The organism is Alkalimarinus coralli (assembly GCF_023650515.1).
Taxonomy (GTDB): Bacteria; Pseudomonadota; Gammaproteobacteria; order Pseudomonadales; family Oleiphilaceae; genus Alkalimarinus; species Alkalimarinus coralli.
The window spans coordinates 4,522,501-4,540,122 of the sequence record NZ_CP096016.1 but is presented as its reverse complement, the minus strand read 5'-3'; the positions used below and the strand labels follow the sequence as shown (position 1 = coordinate 4,540,122).

The 17,622-nt window shown below is 45.3% G+C and carries 15 protein-coding genes, 5 tRNA genes and 2 rRNA genes (1 of these 22 only partly in view); 1 reads left to right on the top strand and 21 read right to left on the bottom strand.

The features are described from left to right. Positions 1 to 42: 42 nt before the first annotated feature. The 19 genes from rplL to MY523_RS20410 all read right to left on the bottom strand — a co-directional run bounded on the left by rplL (position 43) and on the right by MY523_RS20410 (position 14,300). Positions 43 to 420: a 50S ribosomal protein L7/L12 gene (gene rplL / locus MY523_RS20500; protein WP_250656528.1), complete on the bottom strand. Its 378-nt coding sequence runs from the start codon at positions 418 to 420 to the stop codon at positions 43 to 45. Between the two features lie 35 nt (positions 421 to 455). After that, positions 456 to 986, bottom strand: a complete 531-nt coding sequence (gene rplJ / locus MY523_RS20495; protein WP_250656527.1) for a 50S ribosomal protein L10 — start codon at positions 984 to 986, stop codon at positions 456 to 458. Positions 987 to 1,201: 215 nt separating this feature from the next. Further along, positions 1,202 to 1,900: a 50S ribosomal protein L1 gene (rplA, locus tag MY523_RS20490; RefSeq protein ID WP_250656526.1), complete on the bottom strand. Its 699-nt coding sequence runs from the start codon at positions 1,898 to 1,900 to the stop codon at positions 1,202 to 1,204. 1 nt (position 1,901) lies between these two features. Continuing rightward, the gene (gene rplK / locus MY523_RS20485) at positions 1,902 to 2,333 is read right to left on the bottom strand and encodes a 50S ribosomal protein L11 (protein ID WP_250656525.1); all 432 of its coding nucleotides are present in this window, start codon (positions 2,331 to 2,333) and stop codon (positions 1,902 to 1,904) included. Positions 2,334 to 2,434: 101 nt separating this feature from the next. Further along, positions 2,435 to 2,968 carry a transcription termination/antitermination protein NusG gene (gene nusG, locus MY523_RS20480; RefSeq protein WP_250656524.1) on the bottom strand — a complete coding sequence of 178 codons (534 nt, stop codon included), beginning with the start codon at positions 2,966 to 2,968 and terminating at the stop codon, positions 2,435 to 2,437. A gap of 11 nt (positions 2,969 to 2,979) precedes the next feature. Continuing rightward, a complete protein-coding gene (gene secE, locus MY523_RS20475; protein WP_250656523.1) occupies positions 2,980 to 3,348 on the bottom strand; it encodes a preprotein translocase subunit SecE in 369 nt (122 codons plus the stop codon). Positions 3,349 to 3,375: 27 nt separating this feature from the next. Next, positions 3,376 to 3,451: transfer RNA gene (locus MY523_RS20470), tRNA-Trp, on the bottom strand. 46 nt (positions 3,452 to 3,497) lie between these two features. Next, positions 3,498 to 3,573 (bottom strand) — tRNA-Thr (locus MY523_RS20465). 13 nt (positions 3,574 to 3,586) lie between these two features. After that, positions 3,587 to 3,661 (bottom strand) — tRNA-Gly (locus tag MY523_RS20460). Positions 3,662 to 3,665: 4 nt separating this feature from the next. Next, positions 3,666 to 3,749 (bottom strand) — tRNA-Tyr (locus MY523_RS20455). Between the two features lie 52 nt (positions 3,750 to 3,801). Beyond that, positions 3,802 to 3,877, bottom strand: a tRNA-Thr gene (locus MY523_RS20450). A gap of 29 nt (positions 3,878 to 3,906) precedes the next feature. Continuing rightward, entirely contained in the window at positions 3,907 to 4,590 is a 684-nt protein-coding gene (locus MY523_RS20445) for an SPOR domain-containing protein (RefSeq protein ID WP_250656522.1), read from the bottom strand. Positions 4,591 to 4,690: 100 nt separating this feature from the next. Further along, positions 4,691 to 5,665: a biotin--[acetyl-CoA-carboxylase] ligase gene (locus MY523_RS20440; RefSeq protein WP_250656521.1), complete on the bottom strand. Its 975-nt coding sequence runs from the start codon at positions 5,663 to 5,665 to the stop codon at positions 4,691 to 4,693. Positions 5,666 to 5,768: 103 nt separating this feature from the next. After that, complete coding sequence (locus MY523_RS20435) at positions 5,769 to 8,180, bottom strand: DUF6160 family protein (protein ID WP_250656520.1); 2,412 nt, start codon at positions 8,178 to 8,180, stop codon at positions 5,769 to 5,771. A 14-nt stretch (positions 8,181 to 8,194) separates the two neighbouring features. Beyond that, positions 8,195 to 8,755: a hypothetical protein gene (locus MY523_RS20430; protein WP_250656519.1), complete on the bottom strand. Its 561-nt coding sequence runs from the start codon at positions 8,753 to 8,755 to the stop codon at positions 8,195 to 8,197. 7 nt (positions 8,756 to 8,762) lie between these two features. Beyond that, on the bottom strand, positions 8,763 to 9,992 hold the full coding sequence (locus tag MY523_RS20425; RefSeq protein WP_250656518.1) for a hypothetical protein: 1,230 nt from the start codon (positions 9,990 to 9,992) through the stop codon (positions 8,763 to 8,765). 17 nt (positions 9,993 to 10,009) lie between these two features. After that, entirely contained in the window at positions 10,010 to 11,242 is a 1,233-nt protein-coding gene (locus MY523_RS20420; RefSeq protein WP_250656517.1) for a hypothetical protein, read from the bottom strand. 250 nt (positions 11,243 to 11,492) lie between these two features. Further along, positions 11,493 to 12,677 carry a DUF6160 family protein gene (locus MY523_RS20415; protein ID WP_250656516.1) on the bottom strand — a complete coding sequence of 395 codons (1,185 nt, stop codon included), beginning with the start codon at positions 12,675 to 12,677 and terminating at the stop codon, positions 11,493 to 11,495. A 330-nt stretch (positions 12,678 to 13,007) separates the two neighbouring features. Further along, positions 13,008 to 14,300 carry a DUF6160 family protein gene (locus MY523_RS20410; RefSeq protein WP_250656515.1) on the bottom strand — a complete coding sequence of 431 codons (1,293 nt, stop codon included), beginning with the start codon at positions 14,298 to 14,300 and terminating at the stop codon, positions 13,008 to 13,010. A 296-nt stretch (positions 14,301 to 14,596) separates the two neighbouring features. Here MY523_RS20410 and MY523_RS20405 point away from each other — a divergent pair, with 296 nt between their 5' ends. Beyond that, positions 14,597 to 16,216, top strand: a complete 1,620-nt coding sequence (locus MY523_RS20405; RefSeq protein ID WP_250655547.1) for an IS1182 family transposase — start codon at positions 14,597 to 14,599, stop codon at positions 16,214 to 16,216. 127 nt (positions 16,217 to 16,343) lie between these two features. Here MY523_RS20405 and rrf read toward each other — a convergent pair. Then, positions 16,344 to 16,459: ribosomal RNA gene (gene rrf, locus MY523_RS20400) — 5S ribosomal RNA — on the bottom strand. A 199-nt stretch (positions 16,460 to 16,658) separates the two neighbouring features. Then, positions 16,659 to 17,622, bottom strand: a 23S ribosomal RNA gene (locus tag MY523_RS20395) (it continues 1,929 nt past the right edge of the window).

Below are 17,622 nucleotides of genomic sequence, written 5' to 3'. Positions count from 1 at the left end.
ATTCCGATTTAGCTTAACCGCAAAAGTTTATCATCAAGTAAATTACTTGATTTCAACTGATGCGCCAGCTTCCTCAAGCTCTTTCTTAGCTGCTTCAGCGTCGTCTTTGCTAACACCTTCTTTAACAGTAGAAGGAGCGCCGTCAACCATAGCTTTTGCTTCTTTAAGGCCAAGACCTGTAATAGCACGTACCGCTTTGATAACGTTAACTTTCTTGTCGCCAGCACCAGCTAGAACAACGTCAAATTCAGTTTTCTCTTCAGCTGCTGCTGCGTCGCCGCCAGCTGCTGGAGCTGCAACTGCAACAGCTGCTGCTGCAGATACACCAAACTTCTCTTCCATTGCTTCAACAAGCTCAACAACTTCCATTACGCTCATTTCTGCAATTGCATTTAAAATATCGTCTTTAGACAGAGCCATGACTCAAATCTCCTGAAAAATAATAACTAGAATAATTAGGCTGCTTCTTGTTTCTGATCGCGAACTGCAGCAACAACACGCGTAACCTTCGACGGAACTTCGTTGAATGTACGCACAAGTTTCGTAATAGGTGCTTGCATGACGCTTGCCAACATCCCCAACGCCTGATCGCGCGTAGGTAGTTTGGCCAAACGGTCAATCTGCTCAGCTCCCAACAGTTCACCACCAACAGCGAGTGCTTTAATTTCGAATTCTTTGTTTTCTTTAGCAAAATCCTTAAGCAACCTTGCAGCCGCACCAGGATCTTCCATAGAGAAAGCAAGAATGGTTGGTCCAACCAATGCTTCTTTAATGCATTCGAAGTCAGTCCCGCCAACAGCAAGTTTAGTAAGAGTGTTACGAACAACTCTCAAATAAACGCCATTTTCGCGAGCCTGTTTCCGCAGTACGGTCATATCATTAGCGGTAACGCCACGATAATCAGCCAAAACTGCAGACAAAGCACCACCGGCAGCCTCGTTGACCTCAGCGACTATCGCTTTTTTGTCTTCGAGTCCAATTGCCACTGGATTTCTCCTTCACACGCTGACTATCGTCAGCAATTTCATATCTGCTAACCCTTGATTTACAAAAAGTTAGCAACCGCACGGTGAAAGCACTCAAAGAGTAAGGTCACACCGTCTGCGCAGGAAATTAAGCATTAAGCATACACTCAACACACCTGCGGTCTTTGACAGCCTCGGCTCTAGCCTAGACTTCAAAGTTCTTTTTGTTCTATCTCTTAAAAAGAGATAGAACCTTGATCTATCACTAACCCAGGCCCCATAGTAGAAGAAACGGTAACTTTCTTCATATAGACACCTTTAGCTGATGCAGGCTTAGCTTTCTTAAGGTCTGCCATCAGCGCTTCTAAATTCTGCTTAATTGAATCCGCAGAAAACTCAACATTCCCCAAAGGGCTGTGAATGATGCCGTTTTTATCTGTGCGATATCTAACCTGGCCCGCTTTCGCATTCTTAACCGCAGTAGCAACATCTGGAGTCACAGTACCCACTTTAGGGTTAGGCATTAAGCCGCGAGGCCCAAGAATCTGACCCAGCATACCAACAACACGCATTGCATCAGGGCTTGCGATCACAACATCAAAGTCAAGATTACCTTTCTTAACTTCCTCTGCCAGATCATCCATACCTACAACATCTGCGCCTGCTTCTTTTGCTTTTTCTGCATTTTCACCCTGAGTAAAAACCGCCACACGCACATCTTTACCAGTACCATTCGGCAGAACAGTCGAACCACGAACAACCTGATCTGATTTACGCGCATCTACACCAAGATTGATAGCAACATCAACAGATTCTTTAAACTTGATCTGAGAGGATAGGTCAGACAGAATTGCAACAGCTTCATCTATGGAGTATGCCTTCCCTGCTTCAACTTTCTCAGCAATCGCTTTTTGACGCTTTGTTAGTTTAGCCATCTTATACGCCCTCCACATTCAGCCCCATACTTCGGGCTGTACCTGCAATAATTCTTACCGCAGCATCCAAGTCACCTGAGTTCAGGTCAGGCTCTTTTGTGGTTGCAATCTCTTCAAGCTGGGCACGAGTAACAGTGCCAACCTTTTCAGTATTAGGTCGACCGCTACCACTTTTAATACCAGCAGCCTTCTTCAACAATATTGAAGCAGGCGGCGTCTTCATGATAAAGGTAAAGCTTCTATCAGCGTAAACCGTAATTACCACTGGAACTGGCAGACCAGCTTCCATACCTTGAGTTTTCGCGTTAAACGCCTTACAAAACTCCATAATATTCACACCATGCTGACCCAATGCAGGACCAACCGGCGGACTCGGATTCGCCTTACCAGCTCCAACCTGAAGCTTTATATATGCTTCTACTTTCTTCGCCATACTTCCTCCTAACGGGTTCGAACGCTAAAAAGCTCCCCGTCGAGACACAAAAAGCCCACCCTGCGAACAGAATGAGCACCATATAAATACTTTCTGAAAAGTTAGTCTTTTTCTACCTGACCAAAACCTAACTCAACTGGCGTAGATCGCCCAAATATAAGAACAGCAACCTTAACTCTACTCTTCTCATAATCGACCTCTTCCACAACCCCATTAAAGTCTGCAAAAGGCCCATCAATAACACGAACAATCTCTCCTGGCTCAAACAACGTTTTAGGCCGAGGCTTTTCTGCCCCACTCTCAACGCGCTGCAAAATTGCCATTGCTTCTTTTTCAGTTATTGGCGCCGGCTTTTCCTTAGTACCACCAATAAACCCAAGAACACGAGAGGTAGACTTAACCAAATGCCAGGTTTCATCATCCATTTCCATCTGAACCAACACATAACCTGGATAAAACTTTCGCTCACTCCTGCGCTTCTTCCCGTCGCGCATTTCAACAACCTCTTCGGTTGGCACCAACACATCACCAAACCGATCTTCCAACCCCTTAAGAACCATTTGCTCTTTAAGAGATCTCATTACCTGCTTTTCGTATCCAGAATACGCATGGACCACATACCAACGCTTAGACATTCGCAGCCCCCCTATCCTATTAATCCAGACACTAACCAGCTTATAAGAGAATCAAGCCCCCACAAGATCAACGCAACAACCAATACAAACACAATCACAATCATTGTCGTCTGCGTAAGCTCTTGGCGCGTCGGCCATACAACCTTTCTAATCTCGGACTTGGCATCCTTCAACAATGCGGAAAACTTCTTCCCCTTCAAGGTCTGAAGAGCAATAAAACCTGCCACACTCGCCAACACCAATAGCGCTAAAACCCTATAAAGCAAAGACTCTGCTGAAAAATAATGATTACCCGCTACCGCAACAACCACAAGCGCGACTACCGAAAACCATTTCAGGCCATCAAAGCGACTTTCGTCAACTTCCACTTTTGCATTCATCTTTACTTGCCCTACCGCTATAAATAGTGGCAGGCCAGGAGGGAATCGAACCCCCAACCTGCGGTTTTGGAGACCGCTGCTCTGCCAATTGAGCTACTGGCCTAAATTAACTACAAAACTTTAAAGAAGCCTCACCACCCATACCAAACTGGAGCTCATAACCGGAATTGAACCGGTGACCTCCACCTTACCAAGGTGGCGCTCTACCGACTGAGCTATATGAGCGTCGCCTAGAATTTGGAGCGGGTGGCGGGAATCGAACCCGCATCATCAGCTTGGAAGGCTGAGGTAATAGCCATTATACGACACCCGCGAAGTGGTGGAGGGGGGTGGATTCGAACCACCGAAGCTTTCGCGTCAGATTTACAGTCTGATCCCTTTGGCCACTCGGGAACCCCTCCTTATAAGAATCGCAACGAGACTTACAAGATCACAAAACACACAACAAAGAAATGGAGCTGGCGGACGGAATCGAACCCCCGACCTGCGCATTACAAGTGCGCTGCTCTACCATCTGAGCTACGCCAGCTCTGTACCGCGTTTTGCGAGGCCGCTATACTAAGGTAACTTTTTTTCAGATGCAACACTTTTACAAAAAATTTGTCTTTTTCCTGGCGACATTTTTAATTCCTCTAGTGTTTTCGCTATTTTTTGGTCAAGCTCAGGCGTATACGCATCTTCTGTTGCCAGCCAATACTCGAACCCCTTCTTGCCCAGCTCCTTTACCTTTGGGCTATACCCCTGCCCCTGCCTCCGCTCCAGCATCCTGCGAGCTGAGTCAATATTTTCAAACACACCCAGAGAAATACCATTGGCCAACTCCCCCTGAGTTATCAGGTAACTATCCACCTTAGACTCTTGCAGCTCTCTAAGCTTGGAGATCGCAGCTTTTCGACTCTCATAGGGCTGTAAATAAACCCAATAATTGGGTGCTCGCACAGTCGTTTGAGTAATCATCTCAGCTTTTATTCCAGTGCGCTGCATCGACTCCAACGCAAACTTTGCCTTCCCTCTATCCGCTAGAGGCCCTATCAATAAGCACAACTGATCATTAGCATCGCCTGCTAACCGCTTGCCGATGGAACCTCCCCCCGCAGACTCGCCAAGAAGAGCCAACACCTGAATACCTGCAGCAGCACGATACCCTTCCCCGTCAGTCTCTCGACCACCCAGACTCGCTGACCACTCAAGCAATGCAAATAATGCATTTAACAATAATAATGTTAAAAAAATCCAGCGCACCTTTCCTCCTTATGCTCAACAGGTCGCCATACCACATTCTTCCCCAGAGGCAATAGACCCCTATACACAGGGCCGCCTATATCAAGATGTATTGGCTATATCAATCTGAGGATTTGTTTGGCCTTACGCTAACTTCACCCGCATTTATCGCATGCAGTTCTTCGCCCGATTTAACCAGCAGGCGCCCCCTGCCATCAACTCCCATACACAAGCCAGATAATCCGCTTCCACTAACCTGCACCCCCCTTCCATGAAGAATATCAAACCTTGACCATTCAGCAAGAAGCCCCTCCAACCCACACAATCGATACCGCTCAATAGTGGTGATTAAACTCTCAATAAGCAAACTCGCCCACAGACTTCTATCAATAGACAAATCACTTGCCACAGCACTAATCGACGTCCAAGGCTGGTCAACCACACTGCCTTCATCCTCACTCATCAAAACATTAATACCAAGCCCTGCGACCACCTTCCACCCCAGCTCAGCCTCTCCTTTAAGCTCGACTAAAAGACCCGCCAGCTTCTTGTCTCCCACCCATATATCATTGGGCCATTTGAGACCAATATCTGCCACTCCGTTGGCCGACAAACAATTTGCAACTGCAACCCCCAATGCCAAGCTAAGCCCTTCAAGCGCCTCAGCCCCGCCCGCCAAATTAAACGACAGACTTAGATACAAGTTTTTAGCATAGGGGCTATGCCACACACGCCCACGACGCCCTCGCCCGCTACTCTGGCGCTCAGACAAACAAAGGGCATAGCCGTCAGAGCCTGACTCTTCTCGCATTAGAAATGAGTTGGTTGAGTCAACATCCTGCAATAAATATAATCTTTCAAACGGAGTCGATGACTGGTTTAAGTGGCCAACAATCGCATCTCGACTTAATAAATCAAGCCCTCCTACAATGCGATAGCCCTTCCCCTTAACCACTTCTAAAGCCACACCAGAAGCCTCTAACTTCCCTAACGCCTTCCAGACAGCTGTACGACTGACACCAAGCTCTAAGCCTATCTCAACACCTGAGTGATACTGCCCGTCCGCCAAGCAGTTTAACAACCTTACCAATTCCATAATCGGGAACCTAATGACCACCAAGCCAGCAATTATATAGCTTAGTCGCAGAAACAAAAAAGCCCATCCAGAAGGACAGGCTTTTTAAAAACTCACTCACCAGCTACTGAATAGGCGTCGCAGTGAGATTAGAGGTGATATTAGCGTTCTGTATGCTCATACCATAGATTAAGGTTGAGGGCTGAGCTGCATCAGGGTGAATCGTTTGAACACTACCAAACGACAACTCCTTAAAGCGTGTATTCGCATTAACTGCGAACCCGAGCGGGCGGTCAGACTTTAACGAAGGCGTAGCATCCATTTCAGCTTTGCTCACGTAACGATACCCAGCTGAAGACCCATCCAGGACTTTTTCATCCCCCTTATTACCAACCACACCATTGGAGTCGGCCCCATCAGCCTTCTTCACAACCTTAGTTTGATAAACATCTATAGATATATCATTCTGGAGACCATAGGTGTTATTAATTCCATCCCCATCATTAGTTGTAATGTTATCAAACACAATTTGCATTGGCCGATTTGTACTTGAACCGCCTTGCGACTCCCAAGTAAAGCTATTTCTTTTGGACTCACTCACCGCTTCTGCCAGGATGTTCTTTAAGCTGACTGTAATCCCTTCATCGCCGCGCTCTTCCCAAATGCCTCCAGCGGCATCGCATGCAGCCGCACTAGTTGCATTTCCTCCTACACAAATATCCCCTGAACCGCCAGCCTTTATAATCATGGATGAGCCTGTTTCGTAGCGCTTTACTATAAAGCTGCCAAAGCTCGCGCCGCTGACTTTATCACCCAACCGAAGGTCGGAGATATCCATTACACTCCATGACTCACCCTCAACTATCGCAAGCCCTTCATCCGTTACATCAATCGTCATATTCCGCTTATGAATGTCATAATCAAGCCCGGTAGCCCAGATACCACTGCCATTTTCATCAACCATTAGAGCAGCACGACCATTTGTTATATGCATATCAGAGTTAATAGTCAAACCCTCTCCAGACGAGCCTCCGGTACCTATTGTCATATGCCCGTCAATTGTAAAGTCATAAGAAGGGAACACTCCTAGAGCAAGCAGCAACTCAGAGCCTCCTTGCAGATCCTGACTTTTTAGTTGGCTGTCATTTTTACCCACCTGCAGCCCATCTATTTTGTAACCGCCTGTGAAGTCTTCAAAGCCGATACGTATTCCATCAAAAAACTCAGTACCATTAATTGTTTCAGCTTTCGTTACATTTAATGTCAAATCCCCTTGACCCCATGACTGCAAGCCACTAAACATTACGGCATTGCCATCATCGACATAGGTTATATTGGAAACATTACTGTCGGATGCAAATTGATCAACCAAACTCCATTGAGCATTTATTCTTAAGCCCTGCTCTCCTGCATCTGCATGCCCACCAGCCTGAACATAGAATATATTTGTGAAATCCACCCCATCAACAGTTTGATCAGCGAATATAAAATTCATATCAATGCTACCAATACTCTTCAATGTCGAAGGGCCACCCGTTAAGGCATTGCCTGCGAGGTAATCATCAATCCTCGCCTTAGTTTCTCCGAGTACAACTTTATCGATATGCAAAGTAGCATCAACTTTGTCCCAGGCAATCGCCAGACCAAGCTGGCCGTCGGGATCAGCCGCAACATCAAGAGTTAGGTTATCAATATTGTATCCGCCAGTCATACCTAACGCGCCGAGCCAGTTACCATCATCTCCCCAGGCAAAATCGTAGCGGTTAATCGTATTTTGTGCGTCAATAGTAATGCCAGTAGACCCAATTCTACCCCCTCCTCGCAGCTGGATATTCGAGGTCATATCATACTTACCCCACAGAGCCCCACCACTTAAGGAAGGATTTGAACTATGCCTAATAGCCCCAACGGTGTATTCACCAGTATAATTAGGCAAGCGAATATCCAAGTAATCACCCACAACATCAGTTCCAACATCCAAGGTCATCACAGACGAAGAACTAGAATCAATATCATCAAACCAGAAACTATTTCCCTGCGTGCGATAACCAAACGCACCGTCAGTCATCGTATAGCTTGACTCGAACGTATACCCATTTGAACTAAGAGCGCCACCACCTCGAATGTTAAGATTTCCAACTAATTGGTAATCCCAGAAAAAACCACCGCCACTCGGCCCTGTCATATTCCCGGACTCAGTCCCCAAACGTATATCTGAGAACTCAAAGCGAGTAGGCGAAATATCATAGGCGATATTCAAACTACCATCATCAGTAATATCAAAAACATACTGCTGCTTTGCAGCAGCAGCCGAATCGGAAGGATCAGAAATACGCACACCCTGAATAGCAATGCCGGCACCATCGTCAAAGTAAGCAATCTCCCCTACTTCTACATGCAAATCCATATCAAGCGTGATACCACTTTGTCCACTCACCCCAGACATAACCTCATCATCTAGCTGCATCATTTCCGCAAACAGTGACGACGACAGAAGCGAACATGACAAACCCAACACTAGCGCCTTATTATTCATGAACTTATCCATCTTTAATTATTTCCAGTCGGGAATACCAGCAAGTTGCCCTGCATGGTGACACCGCCATCTATCTCAACAGTGTAAATATCGGTCTGCTGAAAGCCTGCATCCGTTGGTCGAGCAGTACTGCTGGTAGCATAGGTATACTGCAACTGATCTACCATAATCTGATCTGGCAATCCTATCTCGAGAACCTCTCGATTAAACTTTGCCCCATCGCCACCAAACCCAGAGTTGATATTGCGAACCTTTAAGGTCAACCCCTGAAATGAGAAACTGCCTTTAAAGTCATCTAGCACAAACCAGCCTCCATTCTGCTTGGTCTGATAGGCCAAACGAGCACCACAGCGCTTACTGTCGGAACAATCACCAAAGTAGGCGTTCTGGATAGGGCCTCCATTTTCGTTAATGGATATCTCACCCGACAAGTAAACACCGGCCTGCCCCGAAATAACTGACATCTCATCATCATCAATTGAAGACAATTCAGCCGAGACAGTCGTAGTTCCAAAAAGAAACAACGAAGACAATAAGAATAACACTGGTCTCTTATTCACATTAGATAGCATCATTCAACTCCTAGTTTGCCAGGTCATGACTGGAAATTTTGAGATACTGAATCGTCATCCCTTCAATTTTAGCGGAGCCAAAATTCTGTCCACCCGCACTAATATCACCAATATGCATCGCACCAATGTTCAAATTGCTTTTAAAGTCCGGTTTCGTATAGTAATCATTAAAGAAATCCCAGGCCGCCCGGCAACTATCATTTCCGCAGCTCTCTCTCTTGCCATTTGTTGGCAAGTTAGCCATGTACCCCTTTTGGCTGGCATATTCAGTAATACTCGCTATTTCAAAAACAAAATTTCCAGGCTGAATAGTGCCATCCAGCGCCTCAGTTACACCAATAGACATGGGTTGAAACGTGTTACCAAGTGCCAACTCAAGTTCAAAGTTTTTCATGTAGATAGTATTGCCGCAGTTCTGCCCTGATGCATCACAGGCATTAATAGATAACTCAGGTGTATAAAAGTTAAGTCGAAACTCCCCAACCAACTGCTTCTTATTGTCGTCACCCCAAAGCCTTAAGTAACTGCCATCAAAGACCGCACTTTTCGCATGTATACTTAGATTATCAGACTGATTGCTACCAACCTGAACCTGCAATTTCAGCCCTATATCAGGCCGCTCCCCCAATATAACCTCAGACGAAGCAGCATCAATTCCTGTCGGCCGACTACCACAAGTCCCACTCCCCATTGTTGCACCAGCGAGAACACAGTCATAACCTTCAGCGTTTGCTGCATACTGTTTTAAAACAGTCGCACCAGAAGAGTCGATTTCTGTATCCAAAGAACCATCAAGATCTCGATCTAAATTAACTGTTGTGGTCGCTTCGTATTTTTTGGGCGCAGAGAACTGCAAAACGGCTTTATCTTCAATGCCGATATCATCGCCATCGATTAACTCAATTTCATAGGGGTTAACCAAACGCCCCAAGTTAACGCCCGTTAGGTTCTCACCATAATTACTACCAGAGTTGGCGATATAAAGCTGCGAGACCGTTATTTCAACATCCTGGTCACCTGCCGTGTTTTTAATCCCAGTAATTTTGAACGATTGTCCAGCCCCCGCATCGGTACGAGCATCAAAAACAAAGTCCTCAAAAACCAGGCCAATACCCGCACCATCAACATCGGACAGCTCATCATCAGACAATGAGGCAAGCTCAGCATTTGCCGCACCGCACACGACCAGCGCCGAAAACGAACATCGAGTGACTAATCTTTTAAGCTTGTCACCTTGCATACTTCCCCCATTTATCATCAAAATAGTCCATTACCTCGGTCAATATATTCCGTTCTAACTCTTGGCACCCCATTTAGCGCCTCTTCAAGATTTACCGTCACACTACTGTTCGGGATATTAAAAAAGGCTCCCGAGGTCGCCTTAACAAAATCTTCTGCACTTGGGTTTTGTTCTCGAACATCCTGCAGCCATTCTAGATCTTTGGTCTGAAACGATATAAACATTCCACTTGAAGAGCCTGTTAAATAGCGATTACCATTTTGCTCTTCGATTTGGCCAATTGGAAAGCTCTCGAATTGCTCAAGATTAAAGCACGCATCCACACCCAATACTTTGCAATCATTCACATAAATTATAATATCGCCGCCTGGACAGCTCCAAAACGAGCAGTTTGGAACCTCTATTTCACTCGATGAAAAACCGCCTAACAAGTTTTTAACCGACCACCGAGTAAAACCTCCCGCACCACTTAATACAAAGGTTTGGTTATCTGGAATACCGATCATTGTTGATCTAATCGGGTCATAATTCCCATACTGGTCAACAAGCTGGGCCTGAGCCTCAATAGGACTATCCCCTTCAAGCAATGGGGTAAGCAAAACCAGCAGCTGATCCGCGAAGTTACCATTTGAGCTGGCAGCCTTCATCCCTTCACCCTGATCCCTAATATCAACATCAACATTCCCGGTAAGCGCTTCAATATTACCGGACAGAACCCCCTGAGCCTCACCAAAACCGATGCGAACCCCGGTCATCTCATTGGAGCTTTCATCATAAGCAAACTCAATGAATGGGTCAGTAATTTTGAATGGGACAATCTCTCCATTCTGATAACCACTTCCATCAGCCTTTATAGGGCGAGCCGCATCAGGGTTTTGATTAAAATAGTTAGAGTCATATATATAACCTAGCGAGAAATCACGAGCCATTACATCCGCAGGTTTCTGAACGCCATATGGATCATCTCTTTCATAGCGGCCCAACTCCATATACTCGATATTGCTTTGTATCTCTATATCCATCCCCATATTAATGCGGGTGTAAGATGTATTTTTTGACGCTTCAGGGTGATAGGTTTTATCGATCGAGATGTATGCCTGACCCACAACATCGGACAAAACTTCATCACTGACAGGTTTAAGCTCCGCAGACACATTTGAAGCAGCAAGTAATAACCCACCCCCCAATGATATCCAGGCTTTGGTTGTTCTATTTATTTTTATTTGAAATCTGGACTTAAGAGCTTTCATCTTAACTCCTCCTTATTCGTAGCGGCGAAATCTCTGTCGCCTTATTATTCAATTCTCCGAACAATTGCTACTTAACCTTGCAAACTGTGTACTATTGTATTTATTATGATTTCATTCTAGCTTCAGTTTCATAACTTAACGTGAATAAGATCATATTCAACACAAACTCTGAGTAGTTTTTAACCACAGCTTGCACTGGTTCTCATTTTAACTAAAAAACCAGCAAAATCTTGAAAGCTCTACACGAGAGCTAAAACAACCCCTGCCCCCTATCAATATATTCAGTCTTCGCCCGATTAATCCCATTGAGTGAACTCACGAAATCGACCTGCAACCCTCCGGAAGGCACATTAAAAAACGCCCCTTGCACAGCATTCATATAGTTAGAGGCAGTATTACTACCCTGCACATTTTTCATCCACTCAAGATCCTGGGTCTGAAAAGAAAGAAACAACCCATCCGCCGCACCAATGGTATTTCCTTGCTCATCCTTTTTACCGATATGCAAAGAGTTGAAGTTTTGTAGAGGAAAGCAAACACTAATACCCAACAAGGCACACTGATCTGCAGTAAAGTTTATACTTCCGAGCCAGCCAAAATCCAAATTGAACGGCGAACCATTAAGTATACCCACAGAGGTCGCTCTTGCAGTATCCCTCTGCCCGTTATGAGATCCGCCATGATGAATCAGGTTGGCTGAAGTGCCGACTTTATTTCCTGAAAGCAATCCTCCATGCTCCACAATAACGTTAGGCATTTGGTCATCACCATAACCCAGGCAAAATGTGTTGTACCATGGACAACCAGAATAACCGTTTTGCCTCAGTGCCTGCTGAAGATTCCCTACTGTCCCTTTAATATCTATATCAACATTGCCCGTTAAACTTTGAATGTCGCCGCTAAGCAACCCTTGGGCCTTACCAAAGCCGATTCGGCTACCAATAATTTTGTCGCCCTCAAAAGCAAACTCTATAAAAGGATCTTCGATCTTGAACGGAACGATATCCCCATCTTTATAGGTAATAAGCTGACCGTTATCGTCATAGTGTTTTGGCTTGGGCACATTAGGATTGTCGATATGATATTGTTCATCGTAAATATAACCCAGCGACATATTCTCGATAATAATATCAGCAGCCTGGGACTCTTGCTGGCCGGTTTCATTATCTATCCGGGCATAACGACCTAATTCCAATTTATCAATATTGGACTGGATATCAATATCCATCCCCATATTAAGGCGAGTATAAGAGATATTTGAATCAGACGGGTTAACGGTTTTATCAATAGAGAAAAAGGCCTGCCCTGTAATATCGGACATCTCTCTATCATCAATAGGCTTTAGTTCGGCAAAGGCATTTACACCAACCAATACATTTGAAAGAAGCACACTGACGGCAAATTTATTTTTATTTAACGACCAAAAGCCAGGCATAGAACACCTTCTTAATACAACTATTAAGACGATTACATTCCATTTCCACCGTCGCTTAACAAATATCTAGCGCTTAACCACTAGCACTAACATCACTCCTCATAACCAATACGCAATAACATGCGTAAAAGCACAATAAGTGACAGTATATTCATACATTTGTACCATTTATAACGTTTTATTGTGAACTTTGGTACCAGATCACAATTTTGGTACTAATGAACACTTTAATCAGTGTACTAAGCTTCGGTCAATTTTGGTGTTTAGATATGTCCTATTTCGTAACGATATATTTCACCCTTTCACAGCCCCATTTAATTTTTTGACAAACTAGAATAATCCTACCCCCCTATCTACATACTCGCGCCGAACACCTGTTACACCATTATAAACTTCACTAAGATTCACCTTTACAGAACCTGTAGGAATATTCAAAAAAGCACCAGATGAGGCTTTTACAAAGTCATTCATTGCTTGGTTCCCTGCTTTTCCTGTAGACCACTCCATATCCCTGGTTTGAAATGAAAGAAACAAGCCTGAAACCGTATCTGTTATATACTGCCTTCCATCTATCTCCTCCACTTTACCTACAGGCATGCTCTGAAAGTTAGTAAGCGGAAAGCAGGTCGGAATACCTAGCATGACACAATTATCAGACTCGACATAAATATTAAAGCAAGACAGCAACCCGAACAGACCACAGCCAAAAGCGCTGGAAAACTCAGAACGAGAGTTACTGCCAATAAGTCCAGCACCTGATAATAACGGAACAGCCCCTGCGGCAATAAAATCAGCTCCAGCAATCTTAAACTCAGAGCCATTTTCCATCCCAATAAATGAAGAGCGAACCGGATCAGCATCACCATTTGAGTCAACCAAAGACGCCTGAGCACTTAAATCCCCTCCTGCGACCAAAAGAGGCGTTAAAAGAGTCAATGCCTCCTCCAAAATATTGCCATTTTGCTGCTGCCGCGCCTCCGACAGACCATCCACTCCATCTCGTATATCAACATCAACAGCGCCGGTTAATGATAAGATATTTCCGGATAGAACCCCTTTAGACTCGCCAAATCCTATTCGCATCCCTATTACATCGCCTGTCACTTCATCACGAGCAAACTCGAAAAACGGGTTATTAATCTCAAAAGGCGCTATTTCACCATCGCTGTATTTGATCACCCGCCCATAGCGGTCAACCCCCTTCGCTAGCATGGGAACGGACTTGTATTTGTTAGCGTAGCTATCACTATGAATATATCCCAGGCCAAAGTTTTCCATCAAAATATCCGAACCTATGACTTCCAACCCCTCCTCTTCGCCAGTACAGTAATTGCACGCAGTGCCATTAAGGGCGGGATTCGTAGGATGCTTTTCCCAGCGATGATAAGTCCCCAACTCAAGTTTGTCTGCTGTCAATTGCGTCTCCACCTTCATCCCTAGATTAACCCGGGTATAAGACACATTTGACTCTGTAGGATGACTGGCCTGATCAACCGAGACGTATGCCTGACCAGTAACCGCAGACATCTCCTGGTCAGAAATAGGCTTCAATTCAGCTTGAATAGTATTTGAGATACTTAAAGACAATAAAATAGAGGGTGCCAAAGCCCGGCAAAAACTCATGCTATTACTCCCTTAGCTTCCACATGCTCCGCATGCCGATCAATTCACGTACTTGTGTATTGGCCCTTATTTTAATTAGCGCCTAAAGAATATTCCGAGACGCGCATCACTTATATGCACCATCGTACATTTTTATACTTTCTAGATCTGGCACCATCTGGATTAGCAAAAACTAATTGAGCCCATTTGAACTCATTATTAACCACTGCCCCTGACTCCGCTTCGAGGCTGTGAAAGTATCCATAGGCTCCCCGCTGTATAATATCGTCGCCTAACGACTTCGAAGATATAAGAAAATGGGAAGACAATACAAGAAAACACACTCCCGCGATCAAGGGGATTTGTTTCCGAGCCATATGGATGACTACGTGCATGAGAGGCATCCCATCAGAGCCCTTGATGCCTATGTTGAATGTTTAGACTTAGGAAAGCTCGGCTATCAACATACCTTAGAAAACAAGGTTAATAGCGGGCAGCCTGCCTACCCTCCCGGTGCGTTACTCAAGCTTTACCTCTACGGATATCTAAACCGCATTAAGTCGAGTCGTCGGTTGGAACAAGAGTGCCACCGTAATATAGAGGTGATGTGGTTAGTTCAAGGGCTTAAGCCAAGCTATAAGACGATCGCTAATTTTCGCAGCCAAAACCGGCGTGCGATTCGGGAGACTCATAAAGAGTTTATTTTATTCTGCAAGAAACTTTCGTTGTTTGGAGGCCAGTGCATTGCTATTGACGGCAGTTTCTTTAAAGGAAGCGCGAGCCGCAAGAGCTTTACGACCACCACAGGTCTCAAGAAGAAGCTCAAAAAGCTAGAGGCGCATATCGAGCAATGGCAGAACGAGCTAGATCAGCAAGATGCGCAGGAAAAGGAAGAAGAAAACAAGCCCAGTGATATTGAACTGGAAAAAGTGCTTCAGCAACTCGAAGACTGGAAAAAAGAAAAACAAGATAAAGAGAGCGAATTAAAAAGGTTAGAAAAATCTAAAAAAACACAAGAGAGCAGTACAGACAAAGATGCCCGTTTACTGAACAAAGGAACTCAAAAGGTATCCGGCTACAGCGTACAGATAGCAGTAGATAACAAGCATCACTTGATCGTTTGCGAAGAAGTCACAACGGAGCCAAACGACCTTAAACAATTGCACCCAATGTCGCTAAAAGCAAAGAAAATACTGAATTCAGATGAGTTAGAAGTGCTTGCTGATGCGGGCTATTACAGCGGGGCGCATATTGCTAAGTGTGTAAAAGATAAGATAACACCTTATGTTCCCAAGCCTAAAACGGGGGGTAAAGGGAAAAAGGGAAGGTACACAAAAGACCAGTTCATATATGATGCGAGGAAAAATCATTATGTGTGCCCTGCAGGAGAGTCATTAAACCAACGAGGGTCGCCCCGCACACAGAACGGACAAGTATTTCATCGCTTCAGTGCATCAGAAACAGTCTGTAAAAGCTGCCCCCAAAAAGCAAGCTGTCTTGGGGAGAAAATACCTTGCCGAGTCGTGTGGCGAAGTGAGAATGCAGACCTGCTCACAGCTCATCAAGAACGAATGAAGGTAAGCAAAGGAAAAATGCGCGAGCGAAGTACACTCGTTGAGCACCCATTTGGCACGATGAAATCTAGAGCAGGTTGGAGCCACTTCCTGCTAAGAGGCCAAGAGAAGGTAGCGGCTGAGTTTAGTTTAATGGCGTTATGTTATAATCTCACACGTGCACTTAATGTGTTGGGGTTCGACAGGCTCCTTGAGGAGATAAAAAATAAAGCTCTGTTTCGCCTTAATAGAAGGAGCCCAGAGCTATATTTAAAGGCCTATAAGTATTACCTGTTTCTACAGACAATAATTATAAAGGCCGTTGTAATGACGCCAGATTCGCTTCGAGTTCGTTTTGAAGTCAAAGAATCTCTTGCTTGTTAATACTTTCACAGCCTCTTCGCTGCATCAAGGCTGCGATCCGCTCTTTTTGCTTGCACCCGGAGTTTCACTTTCATCCAGGCAATAAAAAACCCCAGCAAGTTGCCCTGCTGGGGTTTCGTATTTAGATGCCTGACGATGACCTACTCTCACATGGGGAGACCCCACACTACCATCGGCGCTGAACCGTTTCACGACTGAGTTCGGGATGGGATCAGGTGGTTCCAGTTCGCTATTGTCATCAGGCAAAACCTTGGTCGGCTGATAGTTTAGCTATAAGTTTCAGGCTTATATCGTTTCAATCAACCCACATCAATTCTGCGATGTCTTTAACATTCAGTAAGCAATTAAGTCTTCTAACATCTCGGATCATAATCACATTATCCGGTAATACTGTTTGTTTTTAATCTCTCTATTGAGAGACTCAAAACTATTTGGGCGTTATATAGTCAAGCCTCACGGGCAATTAGTACTGGTTAGCTCAACGCCTCACAACGCTTACACACCCAGCCTATCAACCTCATAGTCTTTAAGGGCCCTTTAGGGAGCTCGAAGCTCCAGGGAAATCTTATCTTGAAGGGGGCTTCCCGCTTAGATGCTTTCAGCGGTTATCCTGTCCGAACATAGCTACCGGGCAATGCTACTGGCGTAACAACCCGAACACCAGAGGTTCGTTCACTCCGGTCCTCTCGTACTAGGAGCAACTCTTCTCAAATTTCCAACGTCCACGGCAGATAGGGACCGAACTGTCTCACGACGTTCTAAACCCAGCTCGCGTACCACTTTAAATGGCGAACAGCCATACCCTTGGGACCGGCTTCAGCCCCAGGATGTGATGAGCCGACATCGAGGTGCCAAACACCGCCGTCGATGTGAACTCTTGGGCGGTATCAGCCTGTTATCCCCGGAGTACCTTTTATCCGTTGAGCGATGGCCCTTCCATACAGAACCACCGGATCACTATGACCTACTTTCGTACCTGCTCGACGTGTCTGTCTCGCAGTTAAGCGCGCTTATGCCATTACACTAACCGCATGATGTCCGACCATGCTTAGCGCACCTTCGTGCTCCTCCGTTACTCTTTGGGAGGAGACCGCCCCAGTCAAACTACCCACCACACAGTGTCCTCGATCCGGATTACGGATCTGAGTTAGAACCTCAAACATACCAGGGTGGTATTTCAAGGATGGCTCCACCCGAACTAGCGTCCGGGTTTCAAAGCCTCCCACCTATCCTACACAAGTAGGCTCAAAGTTCACTGTGAAGCTATAGTAAAGGTTCACGGGGTCTTTCCGTCTAGCCGCGGATACACTGCATCTTAACAGCGATTTCAATTTCACTGAGTCTCGGGTGGAGACAGCATGGCCATCGTTACACCATTCGTGCAGGTCGGAACTTACCCGACAAGG